Origin of the sequence: Streptomyces mangrovisoli, from assembly GCF_000974985.2 — a bacterium.
GTDB lineage: Bacteria > Actinomycetota > Actinomycetes > Streptomycetales > Streptomycetaceae > Streptomyces > Streptomyces mangrovisoli.
Map to the genome: position 1 here is coordinate 1 of NZ_LAVA02000004.1, position 22,653 is coordinate 22,653.

22 protein-coding genes and 1 tRNA gene are annotated in these 22,653 nt (G+C 74.8%); 12 read left to right on the forward strand and 11 right to left on the reverse strand.

Annotated elements, in window-relative coordinates; translation table 11 throughout:
- Nucleotides 1-354: LPXTG cell wall anchor domain-containing protein (locus tag WN71_RS42495; RefSeq protein WP_143074792.1), on the forward strand; the 354-nt coding region annotated here is incomplete at its 5' end.
- Nucleotides 355-652: 298 nt separating this feature from the next.
- Nucleotides 653-1,918 carry a glycoside hydrolase family 26 protein gene (locus WN71_RS02295; RefSeq protein ID WP_046586930.1) on the forward strand — a complete coding sequence of 422 codons (1,266 nt, stop codon included), beginning with the start codon at nt 653-655 and terminating at the stop codon, nt 1,916-1,918.
- A gap of 33 nt (nt 1,919-1,951) precedes the next feature.
- Here WN71_RS02295 and WN71_RS02300 read toward each other — a convergent pair whose 3' ends face one another.
- The 8 genes from WN71_RS02300 to WN71_RS02340 are packed head-to-tail and all read right to left on the reverse strand — an operon-like array spanning nt 1,952 to nt 11,445.
- Nucleotides 1,952-3,070, reverse strand: a complete 1,119-nt coding sequence (locus WN71_RS02300; RefSeq protein WP_071369793.1) for a GNAT family N-acetyltransferase — start codon at nt 3,068-3,070, stop codon at nt 1,952-1,954.
- Nucleotides 3,067-3,723: a YveK family protein gene (locus WN71_RS02305; protein ID WP_046586925.1), complete on the reverse strand. Its 657-nt coding sequence runs from the start codon at nt 3,721-3,723 to the stop codon at nt 3,067-3,069. The genes WN71_RS02300 and WN71_RS02305 overlap by 4 nt, the downstream gene beginning before the upstream one ends.
- On the reverse strand, nt 3,720-4,886 hold the full coding sequence (locus WN71_RS02310) for a glycosyltransferase (RefSeq protein WP_046586923.1): 1,167 nt from the start codon (nt 4,884-4,886) through the stop codon (nt 3,720-3,722). The genes WN71_RS02305 and WN71_RS02310 overlap by 4 nt, the downstream gene beginning before the upstream one ends.
- 1 nt (nt 4,887) lies before the next feature.
- Entirely contained in the window at nt 4,888-5,652 is a 765-nt protein-coding gene (locus WN71_RS02315) for a polysaccharide deacetylase family protein (RefSeq protein ID WP_071369794.1), read from the reverse strand.
- On the reverse strand, nt 5,636-7,438 hold the full coding sequence (gene murJ / locus WN71_RS39450; protein WP_046587021.1) for a murein biosynthesis integral membrane protein MurJ: 1,803 nt from the start codon (nt 7,436-7,438) through the stop codon (nt 5,636-5,638). The genes WN71_RS02315 and murJ overlap by 17 nt, the downstream gene beginning before the upstream one ends.
- Nucleotides 7,435-8,856, reverse strand: coding sequence for an O-antigen ligase family protein (locus WN71_RS02330; RefSeq protein ID WP_079177597.1), 1,422 nt, complete (start codon nt 8,854-8,856; stop codon nt 7,435-7,437). Before WN71_RS02330 ends, murJ begins: the two co-directional genes overlap by 4 nt.
- A 4-nt stretch (nt 8,857-8,860) precedes the next feature.
- On the reverse strand, nt 8,861-10,279 hold the full coding sequence (locus WN71_RS02335; protein ID WP_046586919.1) for an exopolysaccharide biosynthesis polyprenyl glycosylphosphotransferase: 1,419 nt from the start codon (nt 10,277-10,279) through the stop codon (nt 8,861-8,863).
- Nucleotides 10,276-11,445 (reverse strand): glycosyltransferase, encoded by a 1,170-nt coding sequence (locus WN71_RS02340; RefSeq protein ID WP_046586917.1) that lies wholly within the window; start codon nt 11,443-11,445, stop codon nt 10,276-10,278. The genes WN71_RS02335 and WN71_RS02340 overlap by 4 nt, the downstream gene beginning before the upstream one ends.
- 400 nt (nt 11,446-11,845) lie before the next feature.
- Between WN71_RS02340 and chpG the strand changes: the two genes are divergently transcribed.
- The 8 genes from chpG (at nt 11,846) to WN71_RS02380 (ending at nt 17,616) form a co-directional block, all read left to right on the forward strand.
- Nucleotides 11,846-12,085 carry a chaplin ChpG gene (gene chpG, locus WN71_RS02345; RefSeq protein WP_046586915.1) on the forward strand — a complete coding sequence of 80 codons (240 nt, stop codon included), beginning with the start codon at nt 11,846-11,848 and terminating at the stop codon, nt 12,083-12,085.
- A 394-nt stretch (nt 12,086-12,479) separates the two neighbouring features.
- A complete protein-coding gene (locus tag WN71_RS02350; protein ID WP_052743072.1) occupies nt 12,480-13,322 on the forward strand; it encodes a hypothetical protein in 843 nt (280 codons plus the stop codon).
- A gap of 141 nt (nt 13,323-13,463) precedes the next feature.
- A complete protein-coding gene (locus WN71_RS02355; protein WP_046586914.1) occupies nt 13,464-13,745 on the forward strand; it encodes a hypothetical protein in 282 nt (93 codons plus the stop codon).
- A gap of 211 nt (nt 13,746-13,956) precedes the next feature.
- Nucleotides 13,957-14,457 carry a DUF5949 family protein gene (locus tag WN71_RS02360; protein WP_046586912.1) on the forward strand — a complete coding sequence of 167 codons (501 nt, stop codon included), beginning with the start codon at nt 13,957-13,959 and terminating at the stop codon, nt 14,455-14,457.
- 2 nt (nt 14,458-14,459) lie between these two features.
- Nucleotides 14,460-15,044, forward strand: coding sequence for a vitamin K epoxide reductase family protein (locus WN71_RS02365; protein ID WP_046586909.1), 585 nt, complete (start codon nt 14,460-14,462; stop codon nt 15,042-15,044).
- A 142-nt stretch (nt 15,045-15,186) separates the two neighbouring features.
- Nucleotides 15,187-15,711 carry a hypothetical protein gene (locus WN71_RS02370; RefSeq protein ID WP_046586907.1) on the forward strand — a complete coding sequence of 175 codons (525 nt, stop codon included), beginning with the start codon at nt 15,187-15,189 and terminating at the stop codon, nt 15,709-15,711.
- A gap of 482 nt (nt 15,712-16,193) precedes the next feature.
- Complete coding sequence (locus tag WN71_RS42500) at nt 16,194-16,766, forward strand: tyrosinase family oxidase copper chaperone (protein WP_420856442.1); 573 nt, start codon at nt 16,194-16,196, stop codon at nt 16,764-16,766.
- A complete protein-coding gene (locus WN71_RS02380) occupies nt 16,750-17,616 on the forward strand; it encodes a tyrosinase family protein (protein ID WP_046586905.1) in 867 nt (288 codons plus the stop codon). Before WN71_RS42500 ends, WN71_RS02380 begins: the two co-directional genes overlap by 17 nt.
- 80 nt (nt 17,617-17,696) lie before the next feature.
- On the opposite strand, the gene WN71_RS02385 is transcribed toward WN71_RS02380, so the two are convergent.
- Complete coding sequence (locus WN71_RS02385; protein ID WP_046586904.1) at nt 17,697-18,020, reverse strand: chaplin; 324 nt, start codon at nt 18,018-18,020, stop codon at nt 17,697-17,699.
- A 175-nt stretch (nt 18,021-18,195) separates the two neighbouring features.
- Nucleotides 18,196-19,155: a D-2-hydroxyacid dehydrogenase family protein gene (locus WN71_RS02390; protein WP_046586902.1), complete on the reverse strand. Its 960-nt coding sequence runs from the start codon at nt 19,153-19,155 to the stop codon at nt 18,196-18,198.
- A 377-nt stretch (nt 19,156-19,532) separates the two neighbouring features.
- Here WN71_RS02390 and WN71_RS02395 point away from each other — a divergent pair, with 377 nt between their 5' ends.
- Nucleotides 19,533-20,960: an FG-GAP-like repeat-containing protein gene (locus tag WN71_RS02395; protein ID WP_046586899.1), complete on the forward strand. Its 1,428-nt coding sequence runs from the start codon at nt 19,533-19,535 to the stop codon at nt 20,958-20,960.
- Nucleotides 20,961-20,995: 35 nt separating this feature from the next.
- Nucleotides 20,996-22,423, forward strand: a complete 1,428-nt coding sequence (locus tag WN71_RS02400; RefSeq protein WP_240529538.1) for an FG-GAP-like repeat-containing protein — start codon at nt 20,996-20,998, stop codon at nt 22,421-22,423.
- A 130-nt stretch (nt 22,424-22,553) separates the two neighbouring features.
- Here the strand turns inward: WN71_RS02400 and WN71_RS02405 are convergent.
- Nucleotides 22,554-22,626 (reverse strand) — tRNA-Arg (locus WN71_RS02405).
- Nucleotides 22,627-22,653 lie beyond the last annotated feature (27 nt).

The window sequence follows — 22,653 nt, forward strand, 5'->3', positions numbered from 1 at the left end:
GGCGACCACACGCCTCCGCCGCACGGTGGCGGTCACCACACGCCTCCTCCCTACGGCGGTGGCGAGCACACGCCCCCTCCGCACGGTGGCGGTCACCACACGCCTCCTCCGTACGGCGGTGGCGAGCACACCCCGCCCCCGCACGGCGGCGACCACACGCCTCCTCCCTACGGCGGCGGCGAGCACACCCCGACCCCGCCGAGCGGTGGTGGCGGCGGTGGGCACCACGAGCACCCGCCCACCCTCGCCCACACCGGTAGCCAGGCCATGCTGGCGGCCTCCGGTGTCAGCGCGGCGCTGATCGCGGGCGGAGCGATCCTGTACCGGCGCGGCCGCGCCGCGTCCCGTCGCTGAGCGCGTTCTCGGGCCCCGGCCGATCTCCTGTGCGGCCGGGGCCCGAGTCGTGCCCGCGCACGGTCCGTCGGCCGTGCGCCACCCTCGGGCGCTGATCAGCGTGGCCCCAGAGCCTGTCTGACGAGCCTGGTCCTCCGTTCACCCGTGCGGGCGCTCGGCCCACCCGAAAGCCCTACCTGCGCTGGCAAAAGTCATATCGATATGACTGGGTGTCAGTAATCGCCGTGTCAGAAAGCCGAGAAGCAGCCCCACTTCGGCGGCACCGCGAGGAAGCACGAGAGCGGAGGAAGGAGCAGGCATGACCCCGCAGCAGCGACACGCACGGTCCCGGCGACCGGCGTTCCTCGCGGTCACGGTCGCGGCCGCGACAGCCATGGCGTCCGGTCCGGTGTACGCCGCGGTCCCCGGCGCCACGCCCCCGCCGACCCCGGTGCCGGCCCCGGCCTCGACTCCGGCCCCGGCCTCGACCCCCGCCCCGGCCTTCGGCGCCTTCCTCGGCTCCGGGGCCCTCGGCGTCTCCCTCACGGAGCGGCTCGGCAGCTGGCTGGGCGGCGCCGAACCACGCGTCGGCCACACCTATCTGCGGGGCGACCGCTGGTCCGAGATCGAGGGATCGCCCGACATCCTGGACCCGTGGGCCGCCTGGCGCACCGCGAAGGCCGACCGGATGCTCGTGCTCAACGTGCCCATGCTGAACCGCAACGAGGACGGTCTGTCCGACGCCGTGGTGCGCGCGAAGCTGCGCCGCGGCGCCGCCGGGTTCTACGACGCGCACTTCCGCACGCTCGCCGAGCGGCTGGTGGCGCGGAAGGTGCCGGACACCGTGATCGTGCTCGGCTGGGAGATGAACGGCACGACGTACAGCCACCGGTGCGGCCCGGACCCTGCGAGCTGGAAGACGTACTGGAACCGGATCGTCACCACCATGCGCTCGGTGCCGGGGCAGCACTTCCGCTTCGACTTCACGCCCAGCCGGGGCCTGGACGCCGTGCCGTGGACGGAGTGCTACCCGGGAGACGGCACGGTGGACATCGTCGGCATGGACTCCTACGACCAGCCGGCCGGCCGCACCTTCGACCAGCAGATCAGCGAACCGTACGGCCTCCAGGCGCAGGTCGACTTCGCCAAGGCCCACGACAAGCCCATCTCGTACCCGGAATGGGGCCTCTTCCGCAACGGCGACGACGCCGACTACATGCGGCGGATGCTCGCCTGGATGGGCGAGCACAAGCCGCTCTACAACACGGTGACCGACTACTGCCCGCACGGCGTGTGGCAGTGCGGGGACAACCCCGAGGCGTCCGCCGTCTACCGGTCCGCCCTCTCCGGCCACACCGACCCGGCCCCGACCGCCCCGGCCCCGACGACCCCCGCCTCGACGACCCCCACTCCGACGACCCCCACTCCGACGGCCCCCGATCCGGCGGCGACCACGGCGCCCGCCGACCCGCCCCCCGGCAGCTGTGTCCCGCTGGACCTCGGCGACTGGGTCGAGTACTGGATCGGCGGAAAGGTCTGCGTCCGCCTCGACTGGTGGTCGAAGGCCGCGTCCGGCACCGGGTGACGGGTGGCGGTCGGCGGGTGGCGGCGGACCGGCTCAGCCCGCTCCGCCGCCGGCCCCGCGGTCCGCCGACTCCCGCCGCCGGTCCCGCAGTTCCCTGCCGTACCGGCGCGCGGCCGCCTCGCACAGCACCGCCGACATGAGGGGCGCGGTCCGCCGCCGCGCCAGCAACAGCCGCTGGTTGACGACGGGTTCGGGACGCCAGTGGTGCTTGTACGACTCGTCGCCGCGCAGCAGGCTCAGCGTGGCCGGCCCGTCGGCGCCGGCCCGCTCGGCGCACGCGTCGAGCAGCATCACCGCCACGTCCGCCTTGCGCTCCCTGAGCCCCGGATGGGCGCCGTACAGATAGCCGCCCGCCAGCCGCCGCGACACCAGCGTCAGGTCCACCGCCATCACGTCCTGCCCGAGCCGGAACTCGGTGACCACCGCGTCGCCCGAGCGCACCATCGGCCCGACCGAGCGCACCAGGTGCTCGCAGAACCGGTCCTGGAGGTGCTCCGTGGTCACCTTCCGCCCCTGCCACTGCAACCGGTGCAGCTCCAGCAGCCGGCGCAGCGCCCCGTCCACCCCGTCCGGCGGGACCACCCGCCGCTCGACGCCGAGCGCGGACAGCTTGCGCAGCTTGGCCCGCACCCGCTGCGCCTTGCCCGACGGCAGCCTGGCGACCAGGTCGGCCATCGGCACCGCGGGCAGCTCCAGGCAGAGCGAGTCCGTCACCCGGCGGCGCGGGCCGCTCCACTGGTCGTGGACCCGCTCCGCCGCCCCGCCCGGACGTACCTCACGGAAGTCGATCAGCGCGGTGCGCGCGGCGGCGAAGAGCCGCTCGGCCAGCGCCCGCGTGGCCGCCTCGGCGTGCTCGTCGTCGACGAGGACGTCGCCGTAGTCGGAGATCGCGCCGCCGAGCGGCACCAGCGCGGGGACCGGGCGGTGCACCCGCAGCAGCGGCGCGGCCGCGACGAGTTCACCGCCGTGCCGGACCACCACGAGCCGCAGCCGCCCCCGGATGCCGTACGAGAGCCACCACGAGTGCAGCCAGGCATGGCTCTGGAACGGGGTCGCCGTGCCGCACCGCCCGTAGAGCCGGGCCCACTGCGGTCCGAGTCCGGCGAAGGCGCGCTCGTCCGTGACGACGTCGGCGGCGTACCGCGGGGTCACAGCCGGCCGTGCGCGTCGGCGGCGACGGCCGGGCCCGGCACGGAGGCGGGCCGCCCGGTGTCCTCCTCGCGCGGGCGCCGCGGCCGGACCAGCAGCGCCAGCCCGCCGAGCAGCCCGCCCGCGCTCGCGCCCACCAGCCCGGTCACCACCGGCGACGCCGACGACGGCGCGGTGGGCTTGACCGCGCGGGAGAACTGGATCAGCCCGACATGGGTCTGCGCCTTGTCGGCGTTGGCGTGCTGGGTCAGCGAGCGGGCCACCGCGTTCGCCATGTCCGCCGCGAGATCCGCCCGCGTGGAGGTGGCCGAGACGGCGACCATCGGCGCGTCCGGCGAGGTCGCCGTCTGCACGCTGTCCTTCAGCGTGTTCACCGGCACCCCCGCCCACACCTGCGCGTCCCCGAGCACCGCGATCTGCGTGGCGACCCGGCCGTAGGCCTGTGCGAAGCCGAGTGCGGACGCCGGGTCGGACTGCGCGGTCGGCACGGCGACGACATAGCTGGTCGCCGTGTACTGCGGCGGCTTCAGCACGCCGTACGCGCCGCCGAGCAGCCCCCCGGCCAGCGTGCCGGCCGCGATCAGGGCCCAGGGCGGCAGCCACCGCCGGGACGGCGGGCGGGTCGGACGGTGGTGTCCGGTCGGGTTCTCGGTCATGGCGAACTGACTCCCTGGGGTGACGGGGAAGAGGAGGCCGGTCCGGCCGGGCCGGCGACGGCTGCCGCGTAGACGTCCATCAGCTGGGCGGCGCTGCGGGTGATGCAGTAGTGGTGGGCGGCGCGCGGGGCCGTCCGGCTCACCGGGCCGGCCGCGCGGACCGCGGCCAGGGCACGGGCGAACTCCTCGGGCCCGCCGCGGACCCGGAGGGCCCCGGCGGCCGCCTCCGCGGGCAGGTCCTCGATGGCCGGGCAGGAGGCGTAGAGCACCGGCAGCCCGGCCGCCAGCGCCTCCACGATCGCCAGCCCGAACGCCTCCTCCGGCGACGGGGAGACCAGCAGGTCCATCGCCGAGGCGAGCGAGGGCAGATCGGGCCCGGGGGAGCCGTCCGGCAGATACGGCCGCTCCCCGGCGAACAGCACCCGGTCCGCCACGCCCGCGTCGTGCGCGGCCCGCCGCAGGATGCTCTCCTCGGGCCCGCCGCCGACCAGCAGCAGCCAGTGGTCCGGCGGCGCCAGCGCCAGCGCCCGTACGGCGACGTCGAACCGCTTGCCCGCGGCGAGCCGCCCGATCCCGCCGACGACGTACGCGTCCTCGGGCAGCCCGAGCCGCTGCCGGGTGCGGTGGCGGCGCACCGGGTCGAAGCGGAAGCGGTCCACGTCGATGCCGTTGGGCACCACCTCGATCCGCGGTTCCGGCACGCCCCAGCGGCGCAGCCGCTCGGCGACTGTCGGCGAGACCGCGACCGTGGCGCGGCCCAGCCGCTCGGTCGCCAGATACAGCGCCCGCACGCCCGCGCCGAGCCGGCGGCCCTCCATCTGGGTGTCGCCCAGGGAGTGCTCGGTCGCGACCACCGCCCGCACCCCCGCGAGCCGGGCGGCGAGACGGCCGTAGACACAGGCCCGGTAGAGGTGGGTGTGGACCAGGTCGTAGCCGCCGGAGCGGATGAGCCGGACCAGGCGGGGGAGCGCGGCCAGGTCGCGGTTGCCGCTCATGGCCAGGTGGTGCACCGGCACCCCGTCGGCCGCGAGACCGTCGGCGACCGCGCCCGGGTTGGTGAGGGTGACCACCTCGGAGTCGACCGGCAGATGCCGCAGCAGCAGCCGCAGCTGCTGCTCGGCGCCGCCGACGCCGAGCCCCGTGATGACATGCAGGGTTCTCATCTCAGCCGCCCTCCACCGGCCGGCGGCGCAGCCGGTGCAGCCGGTACTTCAGATACAGGCGCAGGGCCGTGTCGTTCTGCCCGATGTGCAGCCGGGGCAGCGCGTGCGGGCCGGTGAGCGGGCCCGGGTCGATCGCGCAGGCGTACTGGTACCCGGCCGTGCGCACGGCGGTCACGGCCCGGGTGTCGAGGGCGCCGTACGGATAGCAGAACCCGGCCGGCGGCGTGCCGGTCAGCTCCTTCAGCAGGGCCCGGCTGCGGGCCACCTCCGCGTGCAGCGTGGCGTCGTCGGCTCCGGTCAGGTCGATGTGCGCGAGGCCGTGCGAGCCGATCTCCACGCCCTGCGCGGCCAGCCGCCGGATGCCGTCGGCGTCCAGCAGCCGCTTGCGCGGGCCCAGCGGGTCCCACGCGTTCTCGCCGCCCAGCCGGCCGGGCAGCACGAACAGCGTGGCGTTGCACTGCCAGCGCCGCAGCAGCGGCAGCGCGCCGGTGGCGAAGTCGGCGTAGCCGTCGTCGAAGGTCAGCCCGATCAGCCCGCGCGCACCGCCGCGGGCGCGGGCGGCGAGCAGTTCGGCCATGGAGACCCCGCGCAGGCCGCGTCCGCGCAGCCACCGCAGCTGCCGCTCCAGCCGTTCGGGGGTGACCGTCACGCGGTAGGGGTCGTCCGAGCAGTCACCGACCGAGTGGTACATCGCCACCCAGGGGACCGGGGCGCGCCGCGCGGCGGCGCGGGGGACGGCGGAGCCGACTTCAACGGAAGAGGCCATGCGCGAGCCTTTGCGTGACGGTGCGGACGGTACGGAGGGCCGGCGCCACGCCCTGGGCGTCCAGGGCGCGGGCGAGCAGGACGAACACCACGGTCACGGTGAGCGTGCCGACGGCGAGTCCGGCGACCGGCGTGCCGGTGCGGCTCGCCGCGAACGCCCCGGCGGCCGTCGCCACCAGTGCCGCCCGCACCGGTTTGCCCAGCTCGCGCAGCACGCTCCGGGTGCGGATCGGGATGCCCCGCGGCGCGCCGTGCCGGGCGGCCCGCGCCGTGCCCATCCCGGCCAGCAGCAGTACGGCGGTGACGGTGATCCCGGTCGCGTTGGCGGCGGCGATCCCGAGCACGCCCCAGGGGCCCACGGCCAGCGCGCCGATCCAGGCGGTGACGACGATCCCGGCGGTCATCGACGCGACCGGGTACCAGGTGGCGCGGCCCGCCGAGAAGTACGAGCGGACCAGGGCGCCGGTCAGCGTCTGGCCGAGCAGCCCGAGCGCGTACACCCGCATGACGCCGGCCGTCGCCGCGGTGTCCCGCGCGGTGAACGCGCCGCGCTGGAAGAGGACGTCGATGATCTGCGGCGCGCAGGCGACGACGACGGCCGTGCCCAGCAGCACCAGCGTGGCGACGAGCGCCAGATCGCGTTCCACGCGCGTGCGGGCCCGCTCGGTGTCTCCGTCGGCGAGCGCGCGGGCCACCACCGGGAAGGTGACCGTGCACAGCATCAGCGACAGCGCCATCGGCATCTGGGCGACCTTCTGCGCGTAGTTGAGATGCGAGATGGCGCCGGACGGGAGCCGGGAGGCGAGGAACCGCTCGATGAGGACCTGGGACTGGCGGCACAGGGCGAAGAGCAGGACGGTGCCGATGAGGGCGAGATCGATGGAGCGGTCTCTCCCTGCGGGCGGCACGGGTTCCTGGACGGTCTCCTGGACACCTGCGGGCCGGTGGGGCTCGTTCGCGCAGTTCCCCGCGCCCCTATCGGGGGCTCCTCGCAGCCGTGCCCCGAAAGGGGCGCGGGGAACTGCGCGATCGGCCCCCACCGGCCCGCGGGTGCGCAACCGGCGCCACAGGGACGGCAGCTGGGTGGCCACCATGAGCAGCCCCCCGACCGCCACCCCGGCGGCAGCCGCCCGCACGCCCCAGCGGCCGCCCAGCGCGAACATCCCCGTGATGATCCCCGCGTTGTAGGCGACGTAGATCGCCGCCGGGGCCAGGAAGCGCCGGTGGGCGCGCAGGGCCGCGCTGCAGTACCCGGCCAGCCCGAAGCTGACGACGCAGGTCGCGGTCAGCCGGGTGCAGGACACGGCCAGGGCGGGGTGCGGCAGCCCCGGCGCGAGCGCCCGCACCAGCCACGGCGCCGCCGCGATGAGCAGCGCCGCCACCGCGACGAACGCGAGCGTCAGCCGCGGCAGCGTGACCCGCACGAGCGCGCGCACCGGGTCGCCCGGCACGCCCTGCGCCCGCCGGGCCAGCGCCCTGCTGAACGCCGGGACCAGCGCGAACGCCAGCCCGTCCTCGATGAGCAGGGTCGCCGCGAACTCCGGCACCGTCCACGCCACCAGGAACGCGTCGGTCTCGCTGCCCGCCCCGAACAGCCGGGCCAGCGCCTGGTCGCGCAGCAGCCCCAGCACCGCGCCCGCGAGGGAGAGCGCGACGGTGACGAACGCGGCGCGGGCGAGGAACCCCTTGGGCGCGGGCGCGCGTGCGGTGTCCTCCTCGGAGGTCCGGGCCCGCGGTACGGTCGGCCGGGCGTCGGCTCCCGGCGGCCGGGCGGGGGTCACCGTCATCGGAGCGCGGCCTCCCCGGCGGCCCGCGCGCCCGCGCACCGGTCGCCCGCGGCCGTACCGGCGTCCGCACCGGCGTCCGTGAGCGCCCACCACGCGGCCAGTCCGAAGCACACGGCGGTGAGCACGGTCGAGGTGCCGCCGATGTCGGCGTACACGAAGTCCGTCAACTGCCAGACCAGCAGCCCGCAGGCGACGAGCGCGCAGTCGAGGCCGCGGTCGGGGGCGGGGCCGTGGGCCCGCCGCAGCCCCCGGAACGCGCACACCAGCAGCGCCAGCCAGCTCCCCGCGAGCCCGACCAGACCGATCAGCCCCTGCTCGCTGAGCACCAGCAGATACATGTTGTGCGGGGAGAGCAGCGGCTGCTTGCGGTAGGCCGCGCCCGCGCCCCCGGTGTCGCTGCCCGACGACAGCGCGAGCGAGGCGTGCCCGTCGCGGTGGTCCGGGAAGCCCTTCAACCCCACACCGGTCAGCGGGTGTTCGCGCCACATGCCGGTGGCCGCCGCCCACATGGTGTAGCGGTCGGTGACGGACTGGTCGGGGGCGTCGGTGACCTTGGTGATGCTGTCGATGCGCTCCTGGAGCATCGCCGTACCGACGCCGAACCCGCCCACCAGGACCACGCCCGCCGCCACCGCGACGGCGGCCGTCCGCAGCGCCCGCCGGGGCCCGGCCAGCGCCAGCTGAGCCCCGCAGGCCACGGCCGTGGCGATCCACGCGCCCCGGCTGAAGGAGAGCGCGAGCGGCACCAGCAGCGCCATCGCGCAGCCCGCGGCGAGCGCCCGCTGCCGCAGCGGCGTACGGCCGAGCGCCAGGCCGACCGCGCACACCAGCCCGAAGCTGACGACGGTCGCCATGCCCATCACGTCCTCCGCGCCGAACGTGCCCACCGCGCGGATGTCCTCGCCCTGGTACGACGCCCCGGTGCCGGTCGTGTACTGGTGCACGCCGACCGCCCCCTGCCACCCCGCCAGCGTCACGAACGACCAGGCCAGCAGCCGGAAGTCGGCCCGGTCGCGGACCAGCAGCAGCACGGCCGCCGGGACCAGCACGAAGATCTGGAGATAGCGGCCGAGGCCGGTCAGCCCGGCGCCCGGCGAGCCCGCGTCCATCGCGGCGAGCGCGAGCCCCACCACCGGCATCCCCAGCACCACGGCGGCCGTGCCCGACAGCGGGCGCCGCCGGTCGCGCAGCAGCCGGATCGCGCAGTACAGCACCACCAGGCCGGACACCGCGTCGGCCGGTCCCGCCCCGCCCTCGCCGCTCGGGCCGAACGGCAGCGCCACCAGGGCGAGCACCGAGACCACCGGAAGGACCGGCGCGAACGCCCCGGCGCGCCGCCGCAGCCGCGCCAACTCCCTGACCGCGGGCGCGGCTTCCCGTGCGGGGCGGAGCGGCTCGGCCACTCGTGCCTGGCTCATCGGATCAGCTCCCCGTCGAGCGCACGAGCGCCGCCGCGGTGCGCAGCAGGATGCAGACGTCCTGCCACAGCGACCAGTTGTCGATGTAGGCGTTGTCGAAGCGGGCCCGGTCCTCGATCGAGGTGTCGCCGCGCAGCCCGTGGATCTGGGCCAGCCCGGTGATGCCGGTCTGCATCCGGTGCCGGGCCGCGTAGCCAGGATGGGTCTGGCTGAACTGGGCCACGAAGTAGGGGCGTTCGGGGCGCGGGCCGACGAGGCTCATGTCGCCCCGGAAGACGTTCCACAGCTGGAGCAGCTCGTCCAGCGAGGTCTGCCGCAGGAAACGGCAGAAGGGTCTCATCCGCACCTCGCCCGCCACGCTCCACCGGGTCGCCGCCTCGTGCGCGTCGACCGGGCGGTGGGTGCGGAACTTCAGCAGCGTGAACGGCGCTCCGTCCTTGCCGATGCGCTCCTGGCGGAAGACCACCCCGGGTCCGTCGGTGGCCCGCAGCACCAGCGCGCACACCAGCAGCACCGGGCAGACCAGGAGCAGCAGCGCCCCCGACACCAGCACGTCCAGTGCCCGCTTGCCCGCGCTGCCGCGCCGCCGCGAGCCCATCTCCAGGCGGCGGCAGGAGAATCCGGCCAGTTGCTCGCGCATCTCGTAGGCCGGCGAGTCCGCGTCGACCTCCCACACCACACAGCCCGACTCGGCGAGCGCCCGCAGCAGCGGCCCGCGTTCGGCGCGCACCGCCGGATCGACGGTGAGCACCGCGCGCACCCCGTTCTGGATGAGCGCCCGCTGCACCTCCTCGCCGGTGGTCAGCACCGGCAGCCCCGCGGCGCCGTCGGCGGACCGGTCGTCGACGATGCCCACCGGCCGCACCCCGCACCGCGGATGGCGCAGCACGGCCGCGGCGACCCGCTGCGCGGTGCACGCCGGGCCGACCACCAGGGCCGCGCGCGGCCGGCGCAGCAGCGCCGCCTGCCGCAGGGTGTGCACCAGGCCACGGCCCACGCAGGCCGCCGCCGCGTGCACCGCGAAGCCGACCAGCAGGGTGCGCCAGGACAGCGCGTGCTCCGGCGCGTACGCCGCCACCAGCGCCGCGAGCCCCAGCCAGACGACGGCGATCCGGCCGCAGACGGCGGGCAGTTCGTCGAGCATCCCGGGCGCCGGGCGGGCCGGCCGCGGGCGCAGCAGCAGCGCCCCGGCCGGCAGCAGGGCGGTCAGGACCGGGCGGTGCGGTCCGTCGGCGAACGCCGACGCGCCGAGCAGGGCGGCCGCGAGGTCCGCAGCCAGCAGCGGCAGCGGCGAGGCGGGCCGCAGCGGTGGACGCCGTACCGGAAACCGGAAGCCGGTGGCGCGCGGGAGGACGGAGACGGACGAGAGCCGGCGGTCCCGTGGCTGCCCGCCGGGCGAGGGCACAGTGCTTTCCGCAGTCACGAGTGGATGGACTCCCTGTACTCGGTGGACGACACCGCGGTGCGATGGCCGAGGAGTTCGCGGTAGAGGCCGGTGACCGCGCGGGCGGTGTGCCGCACGTCGTGCGTGTCCAGCACATGGCCGCGGCCCTGGTGCCCGAGCGACGCGCGCAGCGGCGGATCGACCAGCAGCCCCGTCACGGCGGCGGCCAGCACGCCCGGGTGGTCCGGCGGGACCAGGCAGCGCGAGGCGAGCGCGGACGGCAGGCTCTCCCGGGCGCCGCCGACGTCGGTGACCACCACGGGCCGCCCGCACGCCATCGCCTCCAGCGGCGCCAGCGCCATGCCCTCCCAGCGCGAGGGCAGCACGACGAGGTCGGCCGCCTGGTACCAGGGCACCGTGTCGGCGACCGCGCCCGCGAACAGGACGGACGGGGGCGCGCTCCGCGCGAGCCGCTCCCGGTCCGGCCCGTCGCCCACGAACACCAGCCGCGCCCCGGGCACCCGGCGGGCGACCGTCTCCCAGGCCGCCAGCAGCACGTCCTGTCCCTTCTGCCGGCACAGCCGCCCCACACAGACCACGAGCGGCGCGCGCGGATCGGTGCCGGGCAGCAGCCCGGCGCGCACGGAGTCCACGGCGGCCGGACGGAACCGCTGCGTCTCGACGCCGTTCGGGATCACCCGCCAGCGCCCGGCCACACCGGCGCGCACGCCCCGCGCGCGCTCCGCCTCGCTGACGCAGACCACCCGGGTGGCCCAGCGCGCGCCCCAGCGTTCCCAGCGCAGCGCGAGGCGGGCGGTGGTGCCGTCCACCGCCTCGAACGACCAGGCGTGCGGCTGGAACACGGTCGGGATCCGCCCGCGCACCGCGAGCCGCCCGGCCAGTCCGGCCTTCGCGCTGTGCGCGTGCACCAGTTCGGGCCGTACGTCCGCGGTGAGCCGGGCCAGCCGCCGCACCTCGTCGGCCAGCCCGGCACCCGGCGACCGGCTCGCGTCCCAGTGCCGTACGTCCGCGCCGAGCCGCCGCAGTCCGGCCGCGAGCGGGCCCCGCGGGCAGGCCACCGAGACCTGCCAACCGTCCGCGAGCTGGGCCCGTGCCAGGTCCGTCACGACACGGGCGACTCCGCCGTCCACCGGCTGGGTCACGTGGAGGACCCGGGGCCCGGGGCCGGTTGCTGACAGATGCATGCGCGGTTTCCTCGCTCACGGGGGCGCTCGTCACGGCGGCGGGAACGCGCCGTGCGCGCCGGAGGCATCGAGCGCACCGGCCCACGCCGCGTCCCGTTGGGGAACGAGCCGGAAGCCCGGCTGGTCACCACCGGGCGGCAGCGGACCCGGGCGTTCGCACATACCGGCGGTGCCCTTTCGGTGACGTCGCAAGAGCGGGCGTACAACGAGTCGGGAAGGACCGCAACTCTAGCCGCTACCGGTACGAACCAGATGAAACCGGGCATGTGTGTCGGAACCGTCGATCCCGGTCCTCGCGGTTCACTCCATCGGCGGCACAACCCCTGGCCCTGCCACGCGTTGACACAGCGCTGGGCATCCCGCCCGGATGTTTGTGTCGAATCCCAAGGAGCACCTTCCCATGTCGCGTATCGCGAAGGGCCTGGTCCTGACCACCGCCGCCGCCGCGGCCGTCGCCGGCGGCGCCGGCATCGCCTCCGCCGACAGCGGGGCGCAGGGCGCGGCCGCCCACTCCCCCGGCGTCCTGTCGGGCAACGTCGTCCAGGTTCCGGTCCACATCCCGGTCAACGTCTGCGGCAACACGATCGACGTGATCGGCCTGCTGAACCCCGCGTTCGGCAACACCTGCGTCAACGGCTGACGTCGACGCGCCCCTTCGGCCGGCCGCCCCTCCGCGCATCTGCCGCGGGTGGGCGGCCGTCTGGCGTTTTGGGGCGGCCGTCCGGCGGTCTCGGGTGGCCTGCGGCGGCTTCGGGTGGTCGTCCGGCGGTTTCGGGTGGCCGTCCGGCGTTTTCGGGTGGCCGGGGGCGGACAGGCGGGCCGTACGGTCGCGTACGAACGTGCGTTGAGCCGAACGGCCGTGCGGGCGCGGGGCGGTCGCGCCGGCCCGACGTATTCCTGACGCGTTCCTGACCAGGCGTGACGTGGACATGGGGGCTCTACGGCCGGTCCACCGGACGTGTGTCCGGTTGCAGGGGGTCCGGGCCGATCCGACGGTGAGTGCGAGATCGTACGCAACACCGAAGGGAACACCCATGCGTGCTCTGCCCGTCCGGCGCGCCGCGTCCTCCGCGCTCTGCGCCGCCCTCCTGGTCGGGATCACCGGCCCCGCCGCGTCGGCGGCCGACACCGGCGGAGGGCGCACGCGGGTGACGACCCGCCCGTCCGACCCCACCACGGACGCGCTGCGCGCGCAGGTCGGAACCCTCGGCCGGTACGGCGGCGTGCTCACCCCCGTCACCGACCTGCTGACCACCGTGCTGGCCGACCGCCACGGCCGCCTCCCCGCCCGCGAGGCGCACCGCCTCGTGACCGCGGCCGAGCACGCCGTCGCCGAGGTGAAGCCGGCCGCCGGCCGGAAGCAGCACCGGGCCGCCGACCCGCAGGACGACGCGCTCGCCTCGCTCCAGAGCTCGCTCGACGCGCTGGTGAAGGCGGTCACCTCGGGCGACCTGGGTCAGCTGATCCCCGCGGTCACCGCCACGGTGAGCGGGGTCGTCGGCGTGGTCACCGGGCTGCTCGGCGGCAGCCTGACGGCGCCGAGTCTGCCGAGTCCGTCGGGTCTGCCGAGCACCCCGAGTCTGCCGAGCACGTCGAACACGTCGAGTGCGAGCGTGGTGGGCCTGCCGAGTGTTCCGGGTGTGTCGCTGCCGCACCTCTCCACGATGGTGCCGGACATGTCCACGATGATCCCGAACCTGTCCGCGATGATGCCCGACCTGTCGGCGATGCTTCCCGCGGGCACCGCGACGGTCACCGACCCGGCCGCCACCGTCACCGACCCGGACGACGACGCCACCGTCACCGTTCCCGACGAGGACGACGACGTGGTCACGCTGCCGGCCGAGCTGTCGGCGGACCCGGCACCGGCGTCGTGATCCGCTGAGCCCCTCACGGTGCCGTCGTTCGAGTGGGTCGCAGAAATTTTCTGCGCTCGGGGTTTCCGCCCCGGACGGAGGTCGTTAGGCACGGCGTCAGATTTCCCTGAGGTGACCTGGGTCGCCGAGGAAAGGAACACGATGAAGTCCCTGAAGGCTGCCGCCGTCGTCGCCGGGTCCCTGGTCATCGCCGGGGCCGCGGCCCCCGCGTTCGCCTACAACACGGCCGACCTCACGCCCACCAGCCTCAACGGCGCCGTGAACTCGCTCACCAAGGGCCCCGTCGACGTGATGCCGCTCCAGCACCAGTCGGACGCGCTCGACACCGAGAACAAGGACTCGGTGCTCAACACGGTCAAGGGTGCGACCGGCGCGCTCAACCAGCACAACCCGCTGCTCGGCGGACTGCCGCTGCAGAGCTGAGACGCACGCCCGGGACCGGAGCGAGGCCGGAGCCGCACAGCCGGGCCCGGGCCCGCGCGCGGCCGCACCGGAGCGGAACGGCCGTCCCCCGCGGCCGTGTTCGAGGGACGCCGATCCGGCGTCCCTCGTTCGTGTGGCGGCCCCCCGCGGTGTCCGCCGGTCGGGTGAGTGGGCGCCCGCCCACCGCCCGGCCCGTCGATAAGGTCGCGCGGTGACCTCAACCCCAAGCGCCACCCGCCCCGTCCGCCCCGCCGACCTGGGCACCCTCGTCGTCCTGGCGTGGAGCGGCGAGGCCCCCGACGGCAGCGACATGCCCTACCTGCTCGCCTACTCCCTCGGCGACGCCGAGGGCGGCGCGCGGACGACGTCCGCCGCGGTGCGGGAGATGCTCACCGGCCACGGCCTGCCCGTCGGCGGCGACGTCGTCGACGGCACCTCCCGGCCCAGCCTCCCGGTCGGCCTGCTCGTCGAGGCCGGTTCGGCCGTCCTGAGCATGCCGAACCTCAGCGCCCAGTGCGTCGCGCCCCCGGAGTGGCTCGCCGCCGTGACCGAACGCGGCTACGCCTACCTGGTGTTCACCACCCGCGCCTGGCCCGACGGGGCACCCGGCCGCGCGATCGAGGCCGAGACGCTGGCCGCCTTCGCCGGGGACCCCGAGACGCTCCTGGCCGCGGCGCACGTGGTCCTCCCGGCGCGCAGCCTGCGCGGCTGACCATGGCCAGGGTGGCCGGCGCCCGCCGGGCGTTCGCCGTGCTGCTGGTGGTCTGCGGCGCGGCCGGGCTGCTGGCCTCCTGGGTCATCACCCTCGACAAGTTCAAGCTGCTGGAGAACCCGCACTTCGTGCCCGGGTGCAGCCTGAACCCGGTGGTCTCCTGCGGCAGCGTCATGAAGAGCGCGCAGGCGTCGGCCTTCGGCTTCCCCAACCCGATGCTGGGCCTGGTGGCGTACGGCATCGTGATCTGCGTCGGCGTCAGCCTGCTCGCGGGCGCCGCCTTCCCCGGCTGGTACTGGCTGGTGTTCGACGCCGGCTGCCTGTTCGGCATCGGGTTCGTCACCTGGCTCCAGTTCCAGTCGCTGTACCGGATCGGTGCGCTGTGCCTGTGGTGCTGTCTCGCGTGGGCCGCGACGATCCTGCTGTTCTGGTACGTCACCTCGTTCACCGTGCGCAACGACTTCCTGCCCGCCCCGCGCCCGGTGAAGACCTTCCTGGACGAGTTCACCTGGGTGCTGCCGGTCCTGCACATCGGGGTGATCGGGATGCTGATCCTGACCCGCTGGTGGGACTTCTGGACGAGTTGAGCCCGGTGACGGGACGTCTGGACGAGCTGAAGGACGAGCTGACGATTGCTGCACCCGGGGGAATGGTGAGCTGGCCGCGTGGCTTGGCTCGTTAGCGACTCGGACGCCGATTCCCCGATCCCCGGAAGGGACCGAACCTGACATGAAGCCGACTGTCCGAAGGACCATTGCCGCCGTCGTCACGGGTGTCGCCGCAGCCGCGGCCGCCGTGGGAGCCGCCGCGGCCCCCGCGGCGGCGGTCGGGTCGGTGCCGATCCCCGTTCCGCTCGACGGCGCCGAGAAGTCGCTCGGCGTCGAACTCCCCGAGGTCGGCGGGGAACTGCCGCTGCCCCTCCCGGGCGCGCCCGAAGGGCCCCGGTACACCGAGGGGCGGCTCCTGCCGGACCGGGCGCTGCCCCAACTGCCGCTCACGGGCGGGCTTCCCGGCCTCGACGCGCGAGCGCCCCTGCCGCATGTGCTCGGCCCCGGCTTCGACCACGCCGGCGTCTCCGCGCCCGCCGCCGACCTCAGCGCGCTCACGCCCGGCCTCGCGGTGGACGCGCCGCTCACCCAGCCGAACCCCGACCACTTCGGCCTGCCCGACCTCAGGCTGCCGCAGGCGGGGGTGCTCGCCCCGGTCCTGCGGACGGTGCCGGGGGCGGACCTGGTGGCGGGGCCGGGGAGGTAGTGAGCGCTGGGGCGTGGTGATCACCGCATCGGCCGTCCGGCGGTGACCGTACGGCCCGTTCGGCGGTTACGGCTACGGAACACCGAACCGAGCCGAGCCGGACGGAACATCCGGACGAGGAGCGCACGATGGTCGTCGACGCGGGCGGCGTGTCCGTGGCGGGCAGGGAACCGGGGCGATCGCCGGGGGACCCGGGGGACCCGGGGGAAGCGGCGGGACCACCGGGGTCGTCGGGGTCAGCGGGGTCAGCGGGTCCGCCTGGGGCGGCCGGGGTGTCCGGGTCGGCCGGGCCGCCTGGGGCAGCCGCGTCAGTCACGTCACCTGGGTCAGCCGGGCCACCTGGGTCACCCAGGTCACTCGGGTCACCCGGGTCACCCGGGCCATCTGGGTCACCCGGGTCGTCGGGACCCGCGGTCCGGCCCCGGCGTGATGTCGCGCGGGCGCTGCTCGCCTCCGCCACCGCGCTGGCGTTCGCACCCGCGGTGGCCGCGTCCCGGCCGGCCCAGCGGGCGTCCGCCCACCCGGAGGCCGTACCCGCGCAGGCCGCACCCGCGCGGACGGGCGGCCTTGCGGAGACGGGTGGGCCGGCGCAGCCGGGCGGGCTCGCGGACTCCGGCTTCGACGAGACGTACCGCGGCCGCCGCATCAAGGGAGTCCGCGCCCCCGGCGCGCGCCCGGCGGGCGCCGCGCACGCGCACCCCGGCGACGGCGAGTGGCAGGTCAGCGTGGACGGCCGCCCGCTGCACCTGATGCGCCGGGCGGACGGCAGCTGGCTGAGCATGGTCGACCACTACCGCTCGTACCCGACCCCGCTGGCGGCGGCCCGCGGCGCGGTCGACGAGCTGGGCCCGAGGGAACGCCTGCGCGCCCTGCCCCCGGGCCGGACGAGCCACACGGGACACCGTGCGGGCATGGCGGACATGACGGGCACGGCGAGTACGGCGGACAGTACGGCGGACACGGCGAGTACGGCGGACACGGCGACGACGGCGGACATGGCGAGGACGGCGAGGACGGGAGGCGGCGAGGGCCATGACCATGGCGTACACGCGTAAGGACGTCAGCACCCTGACCCGGGCCGAGAAGCAGCGCTTGGTGAAGGCGCTGCTGGAGATCAAACGGACCGGCGAGTACGACGAGTTCGTGCGGACACATCTCGAGTACTACACCGCGGACGGCGAGAAGGGCCTGCGTACGGCCCACATGGCGCCCTCGTTCCTGCCCTGGCACCGCAAGTTCCTGCTGGAGCTGGAGTCGGCGCTGCGCAGGGTCGACGGGTCGGTGACGGTGCCGTACTGGGACTGGACGCGCGAGCGCGGCAAGACGTCCGTGCCGTGGACGGCGGACCTGCTCGGCGGCAACGGGCGACGCTCCGACCACCAGGTGACGACGGGGCCGTTCGCCTATGCCGAGGGCGACTGGATCATCACGGAGGGCGTCACCGACGGGAAGTTCCTCACCCGGGACCTCGGCCGGGCAAGCGCCCCCCTCGAACTGCCCACGGCCGCCGAGCTGTCGAGGGCGCTGGCGGACCCGGTCTACGACGTCTCACCCTGGGACTCCACCGTCACCAAGGGCTTCCGCAACCGGCTGGAGGGCTGGGGCACCGGCTCGGGCAGCGCCTCATGGCACACCCACAACCGGGTGCACCGCTGGGTCGGCGGCGCGATGCTCGGCGGCGCGTCCGTCAACGACCCGGTCTTCTGGCTGCACCACGCCTTCATCGACCTCCAGTGGTCCCGCTGGCAGCAGCGGCACCGCGGCGGCCGCTACCTGCCGGCGAAGGCACCGGGCCGAGGGGACGCGCAGCACGGCCGGATCGTGGCGCGCGACGAGAAGCTGCCGCCGTGGGACGTGACCCCGGCGCAGCTGGAGGACATGAGCCGCGTCTACCGCTACGCGTGAGGCCCCGAGGCCGACGGTGAGAACGGGAAGAGCCCCGGCGCTCGAGGTGCCGGGGCCCTTTCCGTGTGACGCGGGGGCGATCAGTGACCGTAGCCGTTGCCCTTGTCGTAGCCGCCGGGGCCGTTCTGGCCCGGGTGGCCGGGGTGGCCGGACTTGTCGTGGCCGCCGCCGTTGACGCAGGTGTTGCCGAAGGCGGGGTTCAGCAGACCGACGACGTTGATGGTGTTCCCGCAGACGTTGACCGGGATGTTGACCGGAACCTGCACGACGTTGCCGGACAGCACGCCCGGCGACCCGACGGCCTCGCCCTGGGCGCCGGCGTCCGCCAGGGCCAGACCGGCCCCACTGAGCACCACAGCGCCGGTGCCCACGGCGACGGCGGCTGCCTTCGCGATGCGAGACATGTCGTTCTCCTCACTGACTCGGGGAGCGCGGCGGCGGGAGGTGCCGTCGCACGTCCCGTTCAACGCGAGGAGCGCGGGCGGGTCACGCCGTACCGGCGCGGATCACCCTTCGCACGCCGGAGCACCACCCGGAGCGGGCCGGACCGGCACGCCCCCGCGGTGCGGGGCGGGTGGCTCAGGGCAGACGGCGCACCGGGGCACCGGCGAGCCAGGCCCGCACCGCCTCGACGGCCTGCCCGTAGTACGTCGCGTAGTTGGCGCGCGAGACGTAGCCGAGGTGGGGCGTGGCGAGCAGGCGCGGGGCGGTGCGCATCGGGTGGCCGGCGGGCAGCGGTTCGACGTCGAACACGTCGACAGCGGCTCCGGCGATACGGCCCTCGCGCAGGACGTCGAGCAGCGCGTCCTGGTCGACGACGGCGGCCCGGGAGGTGTTGACGAGGTAGGCGGTCGGCTTGAGCAGGGCGAGTTCGGCGGCGCCGAGCAGTCCGCGGGTGCGGTCGCCGAGGGCGAGGTGCACGGACACGAAGTCGCTGCCCGCGAGGAGTTCTTCCAGGCTCGGGGCGAGACGGACGCCGACCTCGGCGGCGCGCTTCTCGGTGAGGTTGCTGCTCCACGCGCAGACGTCCATGCCGAAGGCGAGCCCGACCTGCGCCACCCGGCTGCCGATCTTCCCGAGCCCGAGCAGCCCGAGCCGCCGCCCGTGCAGATCGGCCCCGACACCGCTCTGCCAAGGACCGCCCGAGCGCAGCGAGTTGGCCTCGTCGACGATCCCGCGGGCCAGCCCGAGCAGCAGCGCCCAGGTCAGCTCGACGGGCGGCGTGGACGAACTGGCCGTACCGCACACGGTGATGCCGTGCGCCTCGGCGGCGGCGTAGTCGATGACGCTGTTGCGCATGCCCGAGGCGACGAGCAGCCGCAGCCGGGGAAGCCGCCCGAGCAACGACCCGGGAAAGGCGACCCGTTCACGCAGCGTGACGACGATGTCGAAGTCGCCCAGCGCGGCGGCCAGCGAGTCCTCGTCCGCGAAATGCGCCCCGAACGAGACGACTTCGACGTCCTCCGCGACCGCCCCCCAGTCCCCGAACTCCCCGGCGACCCCTTGAAAGTCGTCGAGAACGGCACAACGCAGCGGCACGGCGTCTCCTCCAAGGCTCCCTGGCCGAACCCACCTACGGCCACCGCTCACGCTATCCGACCGACCACCCGGCCCCTGAGCACGCGCTGACGCGGCGGGCGGAGCCCCTCGCGGGGGTCTGCCGGGGCGGTCGGATCTCCGCACGGGGGTCTGCCGGGGCGGTCGGACCCCCACGAGGGGGACCTCATACACCGGTGGTCACATCAGCCACGAAAAAACCACCGAACTCATGTACAACCTTTACCCTCCGGCTCCGGTCTCCTGACTGTCGCTCTCCTGTGAACCACGGGACAACTCACGTCGAACGCGAGAGAGCCGCCGCCCATCGACCGAGGATGCCCGCCGAGGCAGCCCCCGCATGCCGCAGGAGAAACTGCATGCACAAGCACCGCCGACTCGCCCTCGCGACGGCCACCATCGCCGCGCTGACGGGTGGCCTGCTCACCGCCCTGCCCCTGACCCCCGCCGTCGCCGCGCCCTCCCGTCTGGCCGGCGACTTCAACGGCGACGGCTACCTGGACATCGCCCTGAGCGCCGCCGGCCACCAGGTCGGCAAGGCGGAGCAGGCCGGTGCGGTCGTCGTGCTCTACGGCTCGTCCTCGGGCGTCTCGGCCGCCCGGCGCAGCGTCATCACGCAGAACTCCGCCGGTGTGCCGGGCACCGCCGAAGCGGGGGACCTCTTCGGCGAGAGCCTGGCCGCGGGTGACCTCGACGGCGACGGCTACTCCGACCTCGTGGTGGGCGCCCCGAGCGAGACCATCGGCGACCGGGACGCCGTGGGCAGCGCCACCATCCTCTGGGGCGGCAAGTCCGGCCTGTCCGGAGGCGCTCTGGTGCCCCAGCCGTCCACCCTGGACGAGTGGGACAACTTCGCCACCGGCATCGCGGTCGCCGACTTCGACGGGGACGGGAAGAACGACCTCACCCTGACCGGGCGGACCCAGACCCGCGTCTACAAGGGCCCCTTCACCCGCACGGGCACCCCGGTGAACAACCTCCGCGTCGGCGAACTGGGCACCACCACCAACGTGTTCGCGGGCGACCTGAACGGCGACCACGCCGCCGAGCGCATCTACCCGTTCCTCGTCGACGGCGACGAGGGCGGCGACATCAGGTACTTCACCTGGACCGGCTACAAGCACGTCATGAAGAACCTGCCGAACGCCGACGGTCAGTACGGCTCGATCGCCGACATCAACGGCGACGGCTACGGCGACGTGGTCCTCGGCGACCCCACGGACCCCGGCGCGTCCAAGAAGACCGGCCACAAGGGCGGCCAGATCTCCGTCTGGTACGGCGGCCCGGCCGGACCCGACCCCGCCCAGACCCCGACGGTGATCCACCAGGACACCGCGGGGGTGCCCGGGGCCGGTGAGGCCGATGACTTGTTCGGCTCGTCGATCAGCACCGGCGACATCAATGGTGACGGCTACGCCGACGTCGCGGTCGGCGCGCCCGGCGAGGACGTGGGCACGGTCAGTGCGGCCGGCGCGGTGACCGTCCTGTTCGGCTCCGCCTCGGGCCTGACCACCAAGGGCGTGCAGAGCTGGACGCAGGACACGAAGGGCGTCCCCGGCAGCTCCGAGGCCTATGACTGGTTCGGCGAGTCGGTGCGGCTGATCGACATCGACAAGAACGGCAAGGCCGACCTGGTGACGGGCGCCGCCGGCGAGAACGGCTACGGAGCCGTCACGATCCTGCGCGCCACCGCCTCCGGCCTGACCACCGTCTCCGCCAAGTTCATCGGCGCCCGCGACGTCTCCGTGCAGGGCATGGGCAACTTCGCCTGGGACATCGCCCAGTGACACGCCCCCGCCCCGAGCCACCCCGAGGAAACCCCATGCGTACCCGCGTTCTCGCCGCCGTCGTCGCCGGCGCGCTGACCCCGCTCGTCCTGACCGCCCCCGCCGCTCACGCGACCGCGGCCGCCGCCCCGTACGACTTCAACGGCGACGGCCGCGCCGACCTCGCGATCGGCGCCCCCGACGCGACGGTCGGCGGCCGCGCCGGGGCGGGTGCCGTCTCGGTCGTCTACGGCAGCTCCACCGGGCTGAAGACGGCCACCCGCACCCTGATCACCCAGAACTCGGCCGGCGTGCCCGGTACCGCCGAGGCGGGCGACGCGTTCGGCAGCGCCGTCGCCTCCGCCGACCTGAACACGGACGGCTACGCCGACCTCCTGGTGGGCGCGCCCGGCGAGGACGTCGACGGCGACACCAACGGCGGCACGGTGGTCGCCGTCTGGGGCTCCCCGTCAGGTCTCTCCGGGGCTCGCACGGTCGTCGACTACTGGCCGGATCAGACGGACCGCTACGGGCAGTCCCTGGCCGTGGGCGACCTGGACGGTGACGGCGACCTCGACATCGTGATCGGTTCCACCGGCTCCACCGACCTGAACTTCATCAACGGCCCCGTCACGCGGTCCGGTTCCTTCCAGGGCGCTTCGGGCGCGCGCTTCCCCGCCCCCTACTCCACGTCCTACGGCGTCACCTCGGTGACCGCCGGGCGGATCTCCCCGGCCTGGCCCACCAGCCTGGTGGTGCACGGCCGCCAGTCCGGCACCGGTACCGCCGTCACCCAGCTGGTCACGGACACGTCCATCGGCAACTACACCGACTGGTTGCAGGCGCTGCCCGTCGGCACGGTGTCCGCGATCGGCGACATCGACAAGGACGGGTACGCCGACATCGCCGTCGGCAATCCGGCCGAGACCTCCGCCGACCCGGCAGGGGGCAAGGGCGGCAAGGTCACCGTCGTCTACGGCGGACCGGACGGCAAGGACACCTCCCGCGGCCCGCTGGTCCTCGGCCAGGACACGCCGGGCGTGCCGGGCGCGGCCGAGTCGGGCGACGCCTTCGGCAGCAGCGTCTTCCTGGGCGACGTGGACGGGGACGGGTTCGCGGACCTGGCGATCGGCGCGCCCGGCGAGAACTCCGGCACCGGATCGGTCACCGTTCTGCGGGGCACCGCCTCCGGGCTGACGACCAAGGGCGCGGCGTCGTACACCCAGAGCACGGCGGGCGTGCCCGGCACGTCCGAGAAGGGCGACCGCTTCGGTGCCCGGGTCCTGCTCGCCGACCACTCCGGCGACCACCGCGCGGAGCTGACCGTGGCCGCCCCGGGCGAGAACGCGGGCGACGGCGCGGTCTGGTCCCTGCGCGGCGCCTCCACCGGACCGGCGACGACCGGAGCACTCTCCTTCGGCCCTTCGACCACCGGAGTCTCCACAACGGGCACCCCGCACTACGGCGCGACCCTCAACAACTGACCCAACACGAAACCGCCGACGGCCCCGGAGTGCTCCCGCGATCGGTGAGGAGTGCCCGGGGCCTCGCCGTGCGGCAAGGAAGCGGGTCTGACCAGCAAAAAGCCCTCCCAGAGGGAGGGCGGAGACGGTGCGCCCCCGGCAGGACTCGAACCTGCGGCCAAGCGCTTAGAAGGCGCCTGCTCTATCCACTGAGCTACGGGGGCCGATGTGGTGGCCTCGTACGTGCTGCC